The 15,998-nt window shown below is 47.1% G+C and carries 17 protein-coding genes; 13 read left to right on the forward strand and 4 right to left on the reverse strand.

Annotation, left to right across the window (positions count from 1 at the left end; genetic code table 11):
- Positions 1 to 20 precede the first annotated feature (20 nt).
- Positions 21 to 932, forward strand: a complete 912-nt coding sequence (locus QUB35_RS10335; protein ID WP_333141811.1) for a PPC domain-containing protein — start codon at positions 21 to 23, stop codon at positions 930 to 932.
- 271 nt (positions 933 to 1,203) lie between these two features.
- On the opposite strand, the gene QUB35_RS10340 is transcribed toward QUB35_RS10335, so the two are convergent.
- Positions 1,204 to 1,815, reverse strand: a complete 612-nt coding sequence (locus QUB35_RS10340; protein ID WP_333141813.1) for a hypothetical protein — start codon at positions 1,813 to 1,815, stop codon at positions 1,204 to 1,206.
- A 52-nt stretch (positions 1,816 to 1,867) separates the two neighbouring features.
- The gene (gene ribD, locus QUB35_RS10345; RefSeq protein WP_333141815.1) at positions 1,868 to 3,043 is read right to left on the reverse strand and encodes a bifunctional diaminohydroxyphosphoribosylaminopyrimidine deaminase/5-amino-6-(5-phosphoribosylamino)uracil reductase RibD; all 1,176 of its coding nucleotides are present in this window, start codon (positions 3,041 to 3,043) and stop codon (positions 1,868 to 1,870) included.
- An 11-nt stretch (positions 3,044 to 3,054) separates the two neighbouring features.
- Here ribD and QUB35_RS10350 point away from each other — a divergent pair, with 11 nt between their 5' ends.
- The 3 genes from QUB35_RS10350 (at position 3,055) to QUB35_RS10360 (ending at position 4,795) form a co-directional block, all read left to right on the forward strand.
- Positions 3,055 to 3,213, forward strand: a complete 159-nt coding sequence (locus tag QUB35_RS10350; RefSeq protein WP_333141817.1) for a hypothetical protein — start codon at positions 3,055 to 3,057, stop codon at positions 3,211 to 3,213.
- Between the two features lie 150 nt (positions 3,214 to 3,363).
- Positions 3,364 to 4,224 carry an FAD-binding domain-containing protein gene (locus QUB35_RS10355; RefSeq protein ID WP_333141819.1) on the forward strand — a complete coding sequence of 287 codons (861 nt, stop codon included), beginning with the start codon at positions 3,364 to 3,366 and terminating at the stop codon, positions 4,222 to 4,224.
- Positions 4,225 to 4,381: 157 nt separating this feature from the next.
- Positions 4,382 to 4,795, forward strand: coding sequence for a hypothetical protein (locus QUB35_RS10360; protein WP_333141821.1), 414 nt, complete (start codon positions 4,382 to 4,384; stop codon positions 4,793 to 4,795).
- Here QUB35_RS10360 and QUB35_RS10365 read toward each other — a convergent pair.
- Positions 4,792 to 4,962 carry a hypothetical protein gene (locus QUB35_RS10365; protein ID WP_333141823.1) on the reverse strand — a complete coding sequence of 57 codons (171 nt, stop codon included), beginning with the start codon at positions 4,960 to 4,962 and terminating at the stop codon, positions 4,792 to 4,794. The two genes, QUB35_RS10360 and QUB35_RS10365, sit on opposite strands and share 4 nt — an antisense overlap.
- A complete protein-coding gene (locus QUB35_RS10370; protein WP_333141825.1) occupies positions 4,932 to 5,471 on the reverse strand; it encodes a cyclic nucleotide-binding domain-containing protein in 540 nt (179 codons plus the stop codon). Before QUB35_RS10370 ends, QUB35_RS10365 begins: the two co-directional genes overlap by 31 nt.
- A gap of 208 nt (positions 5,472 to 5,679) precedes the next feature.
- On the opposite strand from QUB35_RS10370, the gene QUB35_RS10375 reads away from it, so the two are divergent.
- The 9 genes from QUB35_RS10375 to QUB35_RS10415 all read left to right on the forward strand — a co-directional run bounded on the left by QUB35_RS10375 (position 5,680) and on the right by QUB35_RS10415 (position 15,971).
- Entirely contained in the window at positions 5,680 to 5,898 is a 219-nt protein-coding gene (locus QUB35_RS10375; protein ID WP_333141827.1) for a hypothetical protein, read from the forward strand.
- Positions 5,899 to 6,129: 231 nt separating this feature from the next.
- Entirely contained in the window at positions 6,130 to 7,239 is a 1,110-nt protein-coding gene (locus QUB35_RS10380; RefSeq protein WP_333141829.1) for a hypothetical protein, read from the forward strand.
- A gap of 323 nt (positions 7,240 to 7,562) precedes the next feature.
- The gene (locus QUB35_RS10385; protein WP_333025420.1) at positions 7,563 to 7,826 is read left to right on the forward strand and encodes a hypothetical protein; all 264 of its coding nucleotides are present in this window, start codon (positions 7,563 to 7,565) and stop codon (positions 7,824 to 7,826) included.
- A complete protein-coding gene (locus QUB35_RS10390) occupies positions 7,827 to 8,060 on the forward strand; it encodes a type II toxin-antitoxin system VapC family toxin (protein WP_333141831.1) in 234 nt (77 codons plus the stop codon).
- Positions 8,061 to 8,102: 42 nt separating this feature from the next.
- Positions 8,103 to 8,291, forward strand: coding sequence for a type II toxin-antitoxin system VapC family toxin (locus QUB35_RS10395; RefSeq protein ID WP_333141833.1), 189 nt, complete (start codon positions 8,103 to 8,105; stop codon positions 8,289 to 8,291).
- Between the two features lie 2 nt (positions 8,292 to 8,293).
- Positions 8,294 to 8,671 carry a hypothetical protein gene (locus tag QUB35_RS10400; protein ID WP_333141835.1) on the forward strand — a complete coding sequence of 126 codons (378 nt, stop codon included), beginning with the start codon at positions 8,294 to 8,296 and terminating at the stop codon, positions 8,669 to 8,671.
- Positions 8,664 to 9,005: a type II toxin-antitoxin system PemK/MazF family toxin gene (locus QUB35_RS10405; RefSeq protein ID WP_333141837.1), complete on the forward strand. Its 342-nt coding sequence runs from the start codon at positions 8,664 to 8,666 to the stop codon at positions 9,003 to 9,005. Before QUB35_RS10400 ends, QUB35_RS10405 begins: the two co-directional genes overlap by 8 nt.
- Positions 9,006 to 9,069: 64 nt before the next feature.
- Positions 9,070 to 12,285 carry an SMC family ATPase gene (locus tag QUB35_RS10410; RefSeq protein WP_333141839.1) on the forward strand — a complete coding sequence of 1,072 codons (3,216 nt, stop codon included), beginning with the start codon at positions 9,070 to 9,072 and terminating at the stop codon, positions 12,283 to 12,285.
- A gap of 377 nt (positions 12,286 to 12,662) precedes the next feature.
- Positions 12,663 to 15,971: a PAS domain S-box protein gene (locus QUB35_RS10415; RefSeq protein WP_333141841.1), complete on the forward strand. Its 3,309-nt coding sequence runs from the start codon at positions 12,663 to 12,665 to the stop codon at positions 15,969 to 15,971.
- Positions 15,972 to 15,998 lie beyond the last annotated feature (27 nt).

A 15,998-nucleotide genomic window follows, 5' to 3' on the forward strand; every position in this document is an offset into this window, starting at 1 on the left:
CCAGAGAGATTTTTTTAATAATGCTAACCCTCAGAACACTGTTCGACAGGAAATTTTATCTCGAAAACAACCCAGATGTCGCCGTAGCAGTTGCCAGAGGCACGGTATCGAGTCCCTTCGATCACTACCGAAAAATTGGCAAATTTGAAAATCGCGACCCGAATGCCCTGTTCGACGCCAGCTATTATTTAGACACCAATACAGATGTAGCGGTATCAGCCAAACTCAACGGCTTTTCAGCAGCCGATCACTTTATTAGATTCGGTCAATTTGAACGACGCAACCCCAATCCTTTTTTCGATGTTGGTTTCTATCTAGCAAGCAACCCAGACGTTCAGACAGCAGTCCAAACCAATCAATTTACCGCCTTTGAACACTATTTAAAAGCCGGTCAATTAGAAAACCGCAAAGCCAGCGTTTTCTTCGATCCCAGCTTTTATCTAGAAAAATATCCGCTGGTAGCAGCAGCCGTTCAAAGCGGCGCAGTTCAAAGTGCGATCGGCCATTACATTCAATTCGGTCAACAAGAAGGACTGTTGAGCACTCTCCCCGATACCGCAGACAATTTGAACGTAGCAAAAAGCCTGGGTATTCTGGGAGAAATTCAAACGGCGAGCGATTTTGTGGGAGATGCAGAACCAGCCGACATTTACAGTTTTATCCTCAATACTCCCAGCCTTTTCAGTGTAACTATTGACGGTTTGAGTGCAGATGTTGATGTAGAATTAATTCAATATCTCAACGGCAACGGCGCAGTTGGATTAGACGATATTATTGCTTCGTCTAACAATTTAGGCACGTCTTCAGAAACAATAGTCAGCAATGGGGCTTTACCTGCGGGGACTTATTTTGTCCGCGTTTCTCAATTTCAAGGCGATACAAATTATGACTTGAGATTGCTTTCCGCTCCTTCTCCCACGCCGCTTCTATGACATGAGGGTTTACACTCGAAGGCAGCCAAAATAGGAAGGTGGAAGACCGAATGCAGAATTACATAAAAATTTATAATTAAATAATTCTGCGGGATTGTCAGTTAGATACTGTCCGGTTAATGACTTATAATATAATTGTTTGTTGTCATCCTCTTAAGAGAAGAGAAGACTTAAGCCCTCACTACAAACCTAATTATAAATTTTTGACCGTACTTGATATTAAAACAAACAATTCTCTTTTCCATCTTCTATCTTCCATTGGGCTGATCTTTCAATTATTAGTTTCGGGCCCGCTGGGAGAGGGCAAAGATTGAACAGGTGTCGGAGGCCAATTAGAGCGACTTCTGCTTAGAGTAGTAGACACCAAAGCATAGCCCAAAACAGCCGGAAGGACGATCGCACTCAGAAACACGATCGTCGCAGCCCAAGTCATCGCATTCGAGAGCGGGCCGTAATGAGTGCGGTAAGGGTCAAACAGTGGTAAATTAGGCATCGGCGCGTCCCGCAGCGCGATCGGACGTTTGAACCGCACCCGCCTGTCGTCTAGCTTTTCGAGCAAAATCCAGCCAACTTCCGCTTCTTCCTGGCATAGCTTGTGAAAAATCGCAGGATTGCGGAACAAATCGTTGCTAGCCCGCACAATCTTGTACTCCCAAACCGTCAAATCAACAGAATTGGGATCAGATGGGGGAGTGCCATTGGAGCGCGCATTTTCAGGCGCATTAAAATTATCCTCTTGAGATTCGTACCGAGTCAAAACTTCCTCCTCCTCATCGCATTTTTGCCCCGCATCCAATTGCTCGTGGTTCACCAAAAGACCCACAAGCCCAGCCTCCAAGCCGAGACTGCCAATCATCAAACTCCAAATCAGAATTTCCACCATAAAAGGAGTTAAAAGTTAAAAATCAAAAACTCAAAAGACTCGCTTTTAACTTTCAATCTTTAATTTTTAAATAGCCTTCTACCACACAATCTGCACCCACCGCGCGCCAAGAAATCCGCTCTAAAGTCAAAGCCTCAGTCATTGCCGAAAAGCCCAAATCTCCCACAGGAGTTGGAGCTCCTTGGCCACCGACAATTTTAGGAGCAATAAAAGCCATAATTTTTTGAACTGCACCCTCAGCAATTGCCCTCGCGGCCAAAGTGCCGCCGCACTCCCAGAGTACAGAAAGAAAAGATCGATCGTACAAATAACCCATAACATTAGTCGGCGTCAGCGGCGACAATTCCACAACTTCCACCCCTTTTGCGATCAAAAATTCCTGAAATTCCGGGTTAACCCCAGGCTCAGTCAGCACCAAAGTAGCCGCCACAGAGGTTTCCCACAACCAAGCCGACTTCGGCAAATCCAGAGTGCGACTCATCACCACCCGCAGGGGATTATTCCTATCAGGCTGGTGGCTCGTCAGTAGGGGATTGTCCAGACGCACCGTATTTCCCCCAACAATCACAGCATCGCAGCCGACGCGCACCCGGTGTACCTCGCTCCGAGCCTCCTCGCCTGTCACCCAAGCGCTGTGGCCGCTACTGGTAGCAATTTTACCGTCCAAAGTCATTGCATATTTCAAAATTCCAAAAGGCCGGCGGTACAAAATCCGGTGCACAAAAGCCTCGTTGAGTTTCTGGCAAGCTTCCCCTTCCACTCCCGCCACCACTTCAATGCCAGCCTCTCGCAACCGGGCCAGCCCAGTTCCAGCTACCAAAGGATTCGGATCGACCATGCCAGCCACTACTTTTGCCACCTTGGCGTTAACTAAAGCTTCGGAACAAGGGGGAGTCCGGCCGTAGTGGTTGCAGGGTTCCAGGTTCACGTAGACAGTCGCTCCTTCGGCGAGTTCCCCCGCTTCCCGGAGCGCAAAAACTTCGGCGTGAGGTTGACCGGCACCGGGATGAAACCCTTCGCCGACAATCTTGCCGTCTCGGACAATTACAGAACCGACAAGGGGGTTGGGTGCGGTTTTGCCGAGAGCACGGCGAGCCAATTCTATGCAGCGGCGCATCATGGCTCGATCGAACTCTTGAACTTCGCTGTTTTCCAGTTGTTTTGTACCTTGCTGCTGTCGGTTAGCTAAGCTGGCGATCGCTTGAGCGTGCGCCGGAAAAGTTTCCATGAGATTTTGCTATGATATCTATCCCTGAGTGTACTGACTTTGATGCTAATTTTGGCTACGAACCGACGATCGATTGCGGCGGGGGAAAACTGTACGTTACCACTGAGATATTGCACCATTCTCAATTAGCCTTTATGAACAGGCTTTCCGGCCTGTTCCACAAAAGATAAATTTTCTTGTGGAACAGGCCGGAAAGCCTGTTGCTGACAAGGGTGCAAGATGTGAGTTAGCAGGAGTGAAAAGCAATTTAGGACATCGACCCGCACGATCGATCGAATAGCTTTAACATGAGGAAAGAATAGCAGCCGCTTGAAAAAACAATGAGTCAGGACATGAAGCGGGAATTTGCCAGCCGCGACGAATTAATTGCCTACGTGCGCGAACAGTTCCCCGAAGCCGCCGCCAGGGACAGCAGCGTACCCCCAACCCCAGGCGGGCGGAAAGCAGCCGAGACAGCCCTGCAACAAATTGACCCCAGCAAATACGGCTCAACCCGCAATTTCCTCAACGGTGCGGTAACGCGCTTGTCGCCCTATTTGCGCTACGGCGTTTTGAGTCTTGCGGAAGTCCGGGATGCCGTACTGGAGAAGGTGCGGCATCGAGAAGAGGCAGTAAAACTCGTCAACGAGTTGGGTTGGCGGGATTATTGGCAGCGACTGTACGCCGAATTGGGCAACGGGATTTGGCAAGACCGGGAACCCTACAAAACTGGTTACACTGCTAAAGATTACAGCGAAACTCTGCCGCAGGATGTCGTCGAGGGCACGACTGGTTTGGTTTGCATCGACAGTTTCAGTCGCCAGTTGCGAGAAACTGGTTATTTGCACAACCACCAGCGGATGTGGACTGCCGCTTATCTCGTACACTGGCGCCACGTGCGCTGGCAAGCCGGAGCTCGCTGGTTTTTGCAACATTTGCTAGATGGAGATCCGGCGAGCAATAATCTTTCTTGGCAGTGGGTAGCAAGCACTTTTAGTCACAAACCTTATTTTTTTAATCGGGAAAATTTGGATCGTTACACTAAGGCGGTTTATTGTCGGGATTGTCCTCTGTATGGGCAATGCGATTTTGAGGGAACTTACGAATATTTGGAAGGGAAGTTGTTTCCTAATGGAGAAAAGGTCGATCGTACCGGCGGTTCTAAAAGTTGGCAAGGCCCTAAAAAAGGTCGCAGAAATTAAAAAGTCAGTTGTCAGTAGTCATTAGTCAGTAGTCATTAGTCATTAGTTATCAACAGTTAATAGTTAACAGTCAACCGTCAACAGTCAACCGTCAACAGTCAACCGTCAACAGTCAACAGTCAACAGTCAACAGTCAACAGTCAACAATTCCCAATTTATGAACAATTCGATTATTTGGCTGCACGGCGACTGTTTGAGTCCTGAAGGCCCCGCTTTTCAAGCGCACCCAGAGGCACCGGCAATCTGGGTTTGGGATGATGCGCTGATTGATGAATGGCAGTTGAGTCTCAAACGAATGGTGTTTATTTACGAATGTTTGCTGGAGTTGCCGGTAGTTATTCGGCGGGGCGATGTGGCTGCGGAAGTTATCGCTTTTGCGATCGAATCCGGCGCAAATCAAGTGGTAACTACCGAAAGTCCCAGTCCTCGGTTTCAGGATATTTGCCGGGAAATTAAGCGATCGCACCCAGTAGAAGTTTTGCCACCCGAACCCTTTGTCCGCTACGATGGTTACATTGATTTGAAGCGTTTTTCTCGCTATTGGCGCGTCGCTGAAAAATATGTTTTCTAATTGGGAATTGGGAATTGGTAATTGGAAATAGGTGTTCTTTTCTCTTCTTCCTTTTTCCTGAAATCCGTTACATCCGTTACATCCGTTACATCCGTTACATCCGTTACAGAATCCGTTGCCGAACTTCCTTCTTCCCTCAACTCCCCTTCAAACGCTCCAACAGCCATTGAAATCTCGATGCCGCCAAATCGGGATTTTCGACATTTTGGGGGATGCCGTCCTCGCCGTCGGGATCTTCATATATTAAACCATCACTATCATCGCCGAAGCGTTTGACTGTACCCCGCAGTCTCGACGACAGAAATTTGGTAATCGCCCGATAAAACCGCAGGGAAAAAAGCACGTCTTGCTCGAGTTTTTCAGTTAGCAGTCGCCGGGGAATTGACAGGATGAGGCACTCTTCAATTGCCGTGACGCTAGCAGAAGGAAGCCTTCCGTCTACAAAAGACATTTCGCCTAACACTTCGCCAGAAATAATTTTTCCGATTTCTTTGTCGCCCAAAGATGATACCGCAACGCTCAAAGTTCCCTCCAGAACTATGTACAGGGCGTCTAAGGGCTTACCTTCGGTGATCAGGGTTGTGCCGGGGAGGACTTGGGTGCGGGTGCCGTTGGCGAGCATCCAATCGATGTCGCGATCGCTCAATTCGCCTAATATCACTAGAACTTTGCTCATAAAGTCAGGTTGAGATGAGATAATTTGTATTTTTTTACTTGTTTAGTTGCGTGCTGTTGTGAGATGGTCAGACCCTGAGCGAAAGCGAAGGCTAAACTTTACAAATAGAACACTAAATTTTACACAATTTTCATAAAATTCAGTAATTTTGACACGATCGAGCCACAAATATTTCTCGGATCGGTGGTATTATTCTACATTAATTGTCATGGACCCTGCAGCAGCCGATCGGGTTGTATTAACTGCACTTGCTTGGGACGGCGGGGTTGCCCAAACTGTTTTGACAGCTTGCTGTCTCTTGGTTTCGAGCTGGTGCGCCCTCAAAAACCGGGTTTTTCCGGCGTGGCTGCGAGTGCAGCGCCCCCAAGTACAGTATTGTAGAATGCAAGCGAGACGCGCGATCGACCCATCAATTAAACAGGATTAAGGATGGAATCATCCCTAGGATTGATTTTTTGCCGATCGATCGGTAAATTTAAATTAGCCTCTAAACCCGCCGTCCGTTCTTGAATCTAATCAGCTTGAGAGTTGACTATTCAACAGTAAAATGGCAATCTAGGAACAACACAACTCATATTTGTGTCTTTTTTGAGCAAAGCTCTCGATGTTCGCCCTCAAACACTTACACTTTTAACACACCCTTCATTGAGGAGTTTCTATGAATAGTCTATTTTCCAAGTCTACTTTTGCGTTAATAAATCTTGCAGCTTTAGCTGTTTGTTGCAGTACCATGTCAGCGAAAGCTGAAACTGGCAACTTGCCCGATGTCGCTACAACTGCAACAATCGCAGCTCAAAATATTGACCAAATTTCTGAGCCGACGGCAACTTCAGCAGTTAAACCCGACGCAGAAACAACGGCTAGTAATAAAAAAATTGATTCTATCAGTTGGAGCGAACTAACAGAAGTGGCAGAGCCAGCAGCCTCTGAATCGGCAGCCAACTTGCAAGTATCTATGGCTGCACCCGAAAAATCGGAAGCAGTAACATCTGAAATTGCTGAGACAGAAACAGCGCAAAATACATCCATTGCTGCTGAGACCCAAAAGTCGGAAGAAACCGCTAAAATTGCTGATAATGGTGTCAAAGTGCAGTCAACAGTCGAGACTGCCAAAAAGAGCGATCGACCTACCTCAATTGTTGCCCAGACCAATAATCTGGAAGTAACTGCAACGAAGGAAGAAAAAGAAGTCCAAACAGCACAAGAATTGTTGAGCAATCCTGTCAGCACTTCCGCCTCAGCTTTGACAAACCAACCGAAAGTTGCTGAAAAACCGGCAACTGTCTCGGAACCAACTGAAAAAGTAGCTCAAGGAACTCAAATCCGACCAGGCCGAGCTACTCGTTCTGGGCCCAGCTACATCGGCATTGGCGGCAATCTAGGTTTTGGCGGAGATTCAGCTTTAGGCGACGGTTCATTTGCGATTATTAGCAAAATCGGTTTGACGAACAATTTATCGGTGAGACCGACTGTTTTGTTCCGCGACAACTTAGCTTTTCTAGTTCCCGTTACCTTCGATTTTGTATCTCAAGATGCCGTCGAAGTCAGCGAGGATTTTGTGATTACTGCGGCTCCTTATGCAGGTGCTGGCGTGCTAATTTCTACCGGCGGTGACGGTACTTTTGGCTTCCTGATTTCGGGGGGTGTAGATGTGCCGCTGTCGAGAAATTTAACAGCAACAGCGGGACTGAATGTTGGTTTTGTAGACGGAGCTGAAGTGGGATTGTTAGTCGGTGTCGGCTATACGTTCCCGAATATTGCCCGGTAGTGTTGCTGTTTGAGCAAACGCAGGACAAATAAATATGTGCGGGGTTGGCTGTAGGAATACAGTCAACCCTTTTTGATGATGGAAAATCTGTCTATGCGATCAATGTAGGGTGCGCCACAAGCACAGAGCGGTAATGTAGGGTTGGAAATCTTCGTAGAAACCTGGTTTCTTTACTCGTCCTGGACGCACAAGCCCGATCGATGAAGGATAATAGGTCGTTTCAGCCATCAATCTAAGTCCAGAAAGCCGGAATATTCGTGACAGTGTGCAAGTCTGATAGTTGTATAATAGACAGACTAGCCAAGCGTAAAAAGTAGAATCCTATGCCGCAGGGAATCTTCAACAAAATCCTCAATCAGCTTGACACTCTGGAACTGCTAGAACTACAGCAACTAGAGCGCGCTATAGGGATATATCTGGCCCAGAAAGAACAAACTGCTCAACGGACAAAATTGCACCAAGCGCTGTTAACTTCTGGTTTAGTAAAAAAAATCAAGCATTCTTCTGGGAGTCAGCAAACAGAACGGCGACTAATTCAGGTACAGGGTAAGCCTGTTTCTGAGACAATTATTGAGGAACGCCGCTAGATGACAATTTATTTTGTAGATAGCAGTGCGCTGGTCAAACGCTACATTAATGAAATAGGTTCGGCATGGGTTTTGAGTTTGTGCGATCCTGCACTTAACAACGATATATTGATTGCTGCTATTACAAGTGTTGAAATTGTTGCTGCAATTACCATAAGGTCGCGCGGCCGAAGTATCAATGCGACAGATGCTACAGCAGCGTGCAATCAGTTCAGGAGTGACCTACAATCTTAGTATCAGGTTGTAGAATTCACCGAAAGCATTATTAACTCTGCAATGGCATTAGCTGAAACCTACGGATTGCGAGGCTATGATGCTGTGCAGCTAGCAACAGGCTGTGGCATAAATAACCTTTGCACAGCTAACAGTTTGCCTGCGATGACTTTTGTATCTGCTGACGGGGAGCTGAATGCAGCAGCAACAAGTGAGGGTTTGATAGTTGAAAATCCCAACAATTACCCGTAAGGTTGCAAGCCCGTACAGTAAAAACCGCACAAATCTCGTTTGTAGCCGAGTATCGGGATGCTCCCGGATCGATCGTACTTTCTCACCAACCACCCGAAAAAACCGTGACCAAAACAGAAATCTTAGCAGCACTCAAAAATCTGACAGCAGAAGAACGCCTAGAAATCATCGAAACAGCTTCGCGGATGATGCGCGAAGAAATAGAAGAAAAAGCCCAGCGCAAAGCTGAGAGAAAGCGGAGACTCAGAGCCGCAGCCGAAGCAGCGGTTCCTTTGTATGAACCAGGAGGGCCGCTGCACGATTTGTGGTCGCCCGACAGCGAACCGTATTTCGATTCAGAGGAAGAATACCTGAGCGCAGGGGTAGAAACTAATGCGTAAGGGCGAAGTGTGGCTCGTCAGACTAGATCCAACGGTGGGAGATGAAATCGGCAAAACTAGACCTGTTGTGGTTGTCAGCGATGATGAAGTGGGAAATTTGCGCCTCAAAGTAATTGTTCCAATTACAGCATGGAACGATCTTTTTTCCCCGCTTGATTGGATGGTGCAGCTCGAACCGACATCAGAAAATGGCTTGGCCAAACTCTCCGCCGCCGACGCTTTTCAAGTCCGTTCCGTTTCTCAACAAAGATTTCTCCGACAACTCGGAACCCTGTCCGAGACAATTATGGAAGAAATTACAGAAGCACTGACAATTGTTCTGGATCTAGATTGAATAACTAGGCAACAGCGTACAAATAGTGTTATTTATAGATAGATTGTATGGCGCGATGGCCTAAATGATTCCTATACAACTTACACTCAAAAATTTTCTCAGCTATCGCGAAGCTGCTTTAGACTTTCGCGGCTTGCACACTGCTTGCATTTGCGGGCCTAACGGTGCTGGCAAATCCTCCCTCTTAGAAGCCATATCCTGGGCACTTTGGGGCTGTTGCCGCAGCGATACGGAAGACGATATCATCCATATCGGCGAAATTGATGTGCGCGTTGATTTCACTTTCTCCACCGGCGGCCAAATCTACCGGGTGATTCGCAACCGTCGGCGCGGACAATCGGGAAGTTTGGAATTTCAAGTAGCAACAAACCCCCCCTTCCCCCCCCTTGGTAAGGGGGAGCCAGAAGAAGTGAATTCTTCCCTTAATAAAGAAGATCCAGAAAACTTAAATTCTTCTCCCCCCCTTAGTAAGGGGGGGGCGGGGGGGGTGAATTTTCGCACGCTCACAGACAAGGGGCTGAGAACAACTCAGCAAAAAATCCTCGAACACATTAAACTAGATTACGATACTTTCATCAACTCGGCGTATTTGCGGCAAGGGCGAGCTGATGAATTTATGCTCAAAAAACCGATCGAACGCAAACAAGTTTTAGCCAACCTGCTCAAACTCGACTCCTACGATACTTTATCCGACCAAGCCAAGGATACCTCCAAACAATTTAAAGCTCAAGTCGAAGTGCTCAAACAGAGTTTGCTAACCGTACAAGAGCAACTGCAACAAAAAGAGGCTCTCGCCTCCGAACAAACTCAATTGCAGCAAGCAACCGATTTGCTTCAGCAGCAGCAGCAAGCCGACACAACCGAGTTACAGCAACTGCAACTCCAGCACCACAACCGGCAAACTTGGCAAAAACTCCTCGCCGGCCACCAGCAACAGCACTACAATATCACTCAAGAATGCCGCCGCTTGCAGCAAGAACTCAGCGCAGCCAAACAGCAGCAAAATGAGCTACAAGCCCTCCTAGAACAAGAAAAGGAAATAACAGCAGGCATCGCGTATTTCCACAGCTTGCAAGCGACAGAAGAAAGTCTGGCTGGCAAATTCAAGGCAAACCAACAAACCCAAAATCAGCGCCAGCAATTGCAAGAACAGCAGCGGCAAGAACTGAGCTTTTTGCAAAGCAAAATTCAGCAGTTGCAAGCTCAATTAGAGGTTTTAGAACAAGATGAAAAAGATGTTCTGGAAATTCTCAAACAGCAGCCGGAGGTTGACAAAGGACTCGCACAGTTGCAAGCAGTTCGATCGCGCCTCAACGAACTAGAGCAACTGCAACTGCAAGTTTCGCCGCTGCTACAACAGCAGCAGCAAAAGCAACAAAAGCTCGATCGCGCCCGCGCCGGTTTAACCGCCCGCTTAGAGGAAATCAACCGACAGGTGCAAGTTCAGCAGCAGAAGCGACAGCCGCAATTACAGCAGGAAATCTCGGCCATCGCCAATCAAATTTTGCAGTTGGAAAACAAGCGAGTTTATCAGCAGCGAGTCCGCGAAAAAGGTCAAGAAAGGCACGACTTTCTAGGAAACCTGCAAGCCAAAAGCCGCGACTATCAAACCAGACTCGCCGAGCTCGACCAAAAACTGCAACTCCTGCGGAAACATGAAGGAGAAAAAACCGCAGGTGAAGGTAAAGCCGCGAATTTTGCGGAAAACGAGCCATCGAATTCGCATTTAATGGTGCGGGATGCAAATTTTGGCAATTGTCCTTTGTGCGATCGACCTTTAGACGAACACTACTGGAATTTAGTAGTCACAAAACACCACACCCAACAGCAGGAAATCTGGAACCAACTGTGGGTTGTGCGCGAACAGTTGGCCGTCTCCGAGCGCGAAATTCAAGTCCTCAGACATGAATACCGCGAACTAGAAGAGGAATTAGCGCCCTACCAAGAATTGCGGGAACGTCGCAGTCATTTACAAGCACAATTAGATAGCCTGGGCCAAGATGAAAACCGACTGCAAAGTATGCGTCAAGACGCTGCAGAAATAGAGCGGTTGTTACGCACCGGCGAGTATGCAGCGGAGGATTTGGGCGAACTCCAGCAAATCGAACAGCAACTGCAACAGCTCAATTACAGCGATCGCAGCCACTCCCTCGCCCGCAGCGATGAAAAGCGCTTGCGGTGGGCGGAAATTAAGCAAGCTCAAATCAAAGACGCTCAGCAGAAACTGAATAAAATTAATGCCCGCCGCCCGGATTTGCAAACTCAATTAGCCACCGTACAGCAACAGTTAGAACAGCAAAAAAACAGCTCGGAAATACAGCAGCAAATTCTATCTTTAGATAGATACATTGCGGAAATTGGCTATAATTTGGAACAGCACGAACACGTCCGCAGCGAAATGCGCCGATCGCAGTTTTGGATCGCCCGCGCCGAAAAATTGCGATCGGCAACTGTGCAGTACCCGCAAGTGCAGCAGCGGGTTAATGAAATAGCAAATTCCATCGCTGTGCGCGATCGAGATTTGCAAGCTGTCAGCGCTCAAACTGCAGCGATGAACCAGCAATTGCAAGAACATCCCGATCCCACAGCCAGAATAAGTGCGATCGAACAGCAAATCAGTCGCCGCCGCCAGCAGCTAGACCAACATTTGGGAAGTCTCGGACGCCTCCAGCAGCAGCAGCAAAATCTGGAAACTCTGCAAGTTCAGCTAGTAGCTCAAAAAGAGCAAATGCAAGTTGCCAAACGCCAGCAGCGAGTTTATCAAGAGCTGGGTCAAGCATTTGGTAAAAACGGCATTCAAGCTTTAATGATTGAAAATGTTTTGCCTCAACTCGAAGCTGAAACCAATCAGATATTGTCGAGATTGAGCGCGAATCAATTGCACGTTCAATTTATTACTCAGCGGGCGGCTGCTTCTAAAAAAGCAACTAAGTTGATTGACACTTTAGACATTTTAATTGCTGATGCTCGCGGTACTCGCGCCTATGAAACTTATTCGGGCGGTGAAGCTTTTCGGATTAATTTTGCGATTCGGCTGGCGCTGGCGAGACTGCTGTCTCAGCGGGCGGGCACGGCTTTGCAAATGTTGATTATTGATGAGGGATTCGGGACTCAGGATGCGGAAGGGTGCGATCGGCTGATTGCTGCAATTAATGCGATCGCCTCCGACTTCGCCTGCATCCTCACCGTTACCCATATGCCCCACCTGAAAGAAGCTTTTCAAGCCAGAATTGAAGTCAGCAAAACTGCTCAGGGTTCTTGCATCAACTTGTCAATTTAAAAGGGTTGGCGAGCCGGATGGAAGGAGGAGAAGAAAAAAACTTGAAAAGATCAGTATTTTCACCTTCTGTTTTCTTGCCGCCTTCGGTATTTTCACCTTCGGTTTTCTGGATAAGTGCCTCATGCCTTCGGTGATACTAATTTCCCAAAAGAAGGCAACTGTAGACCCACGATCCCCACCATGATGGAATCAGTCATTGCCAATCCAAAATCTCACACCTAAAATGGTATTAGTCGTCTCCCACGCCGACTTTTTTGGGCTGCTGACTTTGTTAAGAAAGCTAAATTAAAAATAAGATTATAGAATAAGAATGGCTTCAGGTGTTTATATTTTTTTATTCTTCTGTCCGCTCCGAAGGAGCGTGAATATTGCTACAGATGACAACAGACTCTTTCAACCTGTCTCTCCTAGAGCGGGCGATCGCAGCTTCGAGCAACAGCATCCTCATCGCGGATGCTCGCAGGCCTGACACACCTATTATCTACTGCAATCCTGCTTTTGAGAAACTGACCGGTTACAGTACCGAAGAAGTTATTGGACGCAACTGCAGGTTTTTGCAGGGCCCCGATACCGATCAGAGCGAATTAGATAAACTCCGCAGCAGTTTACGATCGGGAACGGAAATTCAGGTAGTTCTCAAAAATTATCGCAAAGACAAAACTCCTTTTTGGAACGAATTAATGGTTTCCCCCATCCTAGACAATGAGGGAAAATTAACCCATTTTATCGGAGTTCAGAACGATATTAGCAAAAGAGTAGCAGCCGAAACAGCCAGGGAAGAAAGCGAAGAAAGATTGCGGGCGATCGCCACTGTGACTCCCGTTCCCATGTCAATTACGCGCCTAGAAGATAGCGTAATTTTGTATGCAAATTCTGCCCTCGGAGAAAGTTTAGGTGTGAGTTGCGAACAACTTATCGGACGCAAAAAAAATGAACTTTATGCCAATATCAATGACCGCAGTCAATTGATAGAATTAGTCAAACAAAAGGGCTTGGCAGACCGCGAAGAAATCTGCCTCAAGAAAGCAAATGGCAGTTTTTTTTGGGTAAAAATGTCGATGCGAGCGATTAATTTTAATGGCGAAGCCGCAATTTTATCGGCATTTTACGATATTACCGATCGCGTAGAAGCAGAAACCGCACTACGGCAAAGCGAAGCGAGGTTTCAAAAACTAGCCGCCAACGTTCCGGGAATGATTTATCAATTTCAGTTAGCAGCAGACGGCACTGTGTCATTCCCCTACGTCAGTTCCGGCTGTCGCGAGCTCTGGGAATTAGAACCTCTTGTACTCCAAAATTCAGCAATTCCCGCGATCGAAATGATTCATCCAGAGGATGCGCCCAGCTTCCACGAATCAGTTGCTATCTCAGCTAAAACTTTAGAGCCTTGGCGGTGGGAAGGCAGATTTGTTTTTCCGGGCGATCGGATTAAGTGGATTAGCGGGGCTTCCCGGCCAGAACCGGGCGAAAAAGGTGACATTATTTGGGACGGCGTGTTGATTGACATTAGCGATCGCAAACTTGCAGAATCAGCACTGCGGCAAAGCGAAGCCAGATTTCAAAAAATGGCCGCCAATGTGCCGGGAATGATTTATCAATACTTGCTGCATCCCGACGGTTCCGATGAATTCATTTATGTGAGTTCAGGCTGTTGGGAACTCTACGAATTAGAGCCAGAGAAAATTCAAGAAAACTCCGCTTTAATTTGGGCAACGGTGCATCCTGAAGACCTCAACAATCTGTTAGAATCAATCGCAGTTTCCGGCGAAACTCTCAAACCTTGGATATATGAAGGGCGGATCGTAACCGGATCGGGAAAACTGAAATGGATTCGCGGCATTGCCCGCCCCGAACTGCAGCCGGGGGGCGATATACTGTGGGAGGGAGTGACAATCGACATCAGCGATCGCAAGCTAGCAGAAATCGCCCTCAGCGAGTCAAAAATCGCCCTGCAACAAGCCAATCAAGAACTTGAAAAGCGCGTCCTAGAACGCACGGAAGCCTTGGAAACATCCCAAAATATGCTGTGGTTGGTAATCAATAACATCCCTCAGTTAATCGCCTGGAAAGATCGAGATTTAGTTTACTTGGGAGGCAACAAAAACTTTGCCAAAGTCGCAGGTTTCAATCACCCCAGTGAAATCGCCGGTCTCACCGATTTCGATATGCCCTGGAAGCCCGAAGAAACAGAATTTTTTCGAGCCTGCGACCGCCGCATCATGGCAACCAACACCCCAGAATATCACATCTTAGAATCCAAAATGCAAGCCGACGGCACCCAGTGCTGTCTGGATACAAATAAAATACCTTTACACGACAATTCCGGCAATGTTGTCGGCATTTTGTCTACGTTTGAAGACATCACCGATAGGCTTTCCCTAGCAGCTCAAGTCCGGGCCAGCGAGGAACTATTTCGCACAATTTTTGAAGATGCACCGATCGCTATCTACTTAGCTAATTTAGATGATAACAAGTTAGTGAGAGTTAATAAAACTTACTGCGAAATGCTGGGATATACCGCAGCCGAATTGCTCGCCAAAACATTTATTGAACTTGGACATCCCGAAGATTCTCCAAAAAATCTCCAAGTTGCTGATTCTCTGGAGCGGGGAGAAATTACTCACTATCAAATCGAACTCCGCCAGATTACCGCTATCGGTAAAATTGTTTGGGTAAACGTGACAGCTACTTTGATTCGAGACGGCGAAGGAAAACCCATTTACAATTTAGGGATGATTGAAAATATAACCAACCGCAAAATTTCCGCCGCCGCACTCCAAGCTTCCGAATCTCAATTGAGAAAACAAGCAGCCCAATTGCAAGAAGCCTACGAAAAGCTACAACACGCTCAAATCCAATTAGTTCAATCAGAAAAAATGTCGAGCCTCGGTCAGATGGTGGCTGGCATCGCCCACGAAATCAACAATCCCGCAACTTTTATTAACGGCAATATTTCTCACACATACAACTATTTTCACGATTTAATTGAACTGTTAAGTCTCTACCAGGAATGCTATCCGTCCCCAGTACCTCAGATTGCTGAAAAAGTTAAGGAGTTAGAGTTAGATTTTCTGAAGGAAGACTTGCCACGAATGCTAAATTCCATGAGAGTAGGAGTAGAAAGAATCAGTAATATTGTGCTGTCGCTGCGGAATTTTTCGAGACTGGATGAATCAGAAATGAAGTTGGTAGACGTTCATGAAGGAATTGACAGTACACTGTTAATCTTGCAGCACAGATTGCATCAGAGCAGTATAAAAAACGGGATTGAAATTATTAAAGAATACGGAAAAATACCCAAAATTTACTGTTGTGCGGGTCAGTTAAACCAGGTATTTCTAAATATTATCAGCAATGCGATCGACGCTCTAGAAAATCAACGGGAACCTCGGACAATCGTGATTCGCACCCTCATGAAAAAAGCTGGCATGAAAAGCCACAGTAAAAACCAGCTCAGTGATTGCGATCGCATTGTAATTTGCATCGCCGACAGTGGCCCGGGAATGAGCGAAGAGGTTCGCAAGCGGCTATTTGACCCGTTCTTCACCACCAAGCCCGTAGGGGCTGGAACCGGCTTAGGATTATCCATCAGCCATCAGATTGTGGTAGAAAAACATAAGGGAAGCCTGCGGTGCATCTCAGCGCCCGGACAGGGAGCGGAATTCTGGATTGAAATCCCCTGCTGAGCGATCGTCCATTAATCTAAAAGTTTA

The sequence above is a fragment of the Microcoleus sp. B13-B6 genome (assembly GCF_036705405.1).
In the GTDB taxonomy this organism is placed as follows: Bacteria; Cyanobacteriota; Cyanobacteriia; order Cyanobacteriales; family Microcoleaceae; genus Microcoleus.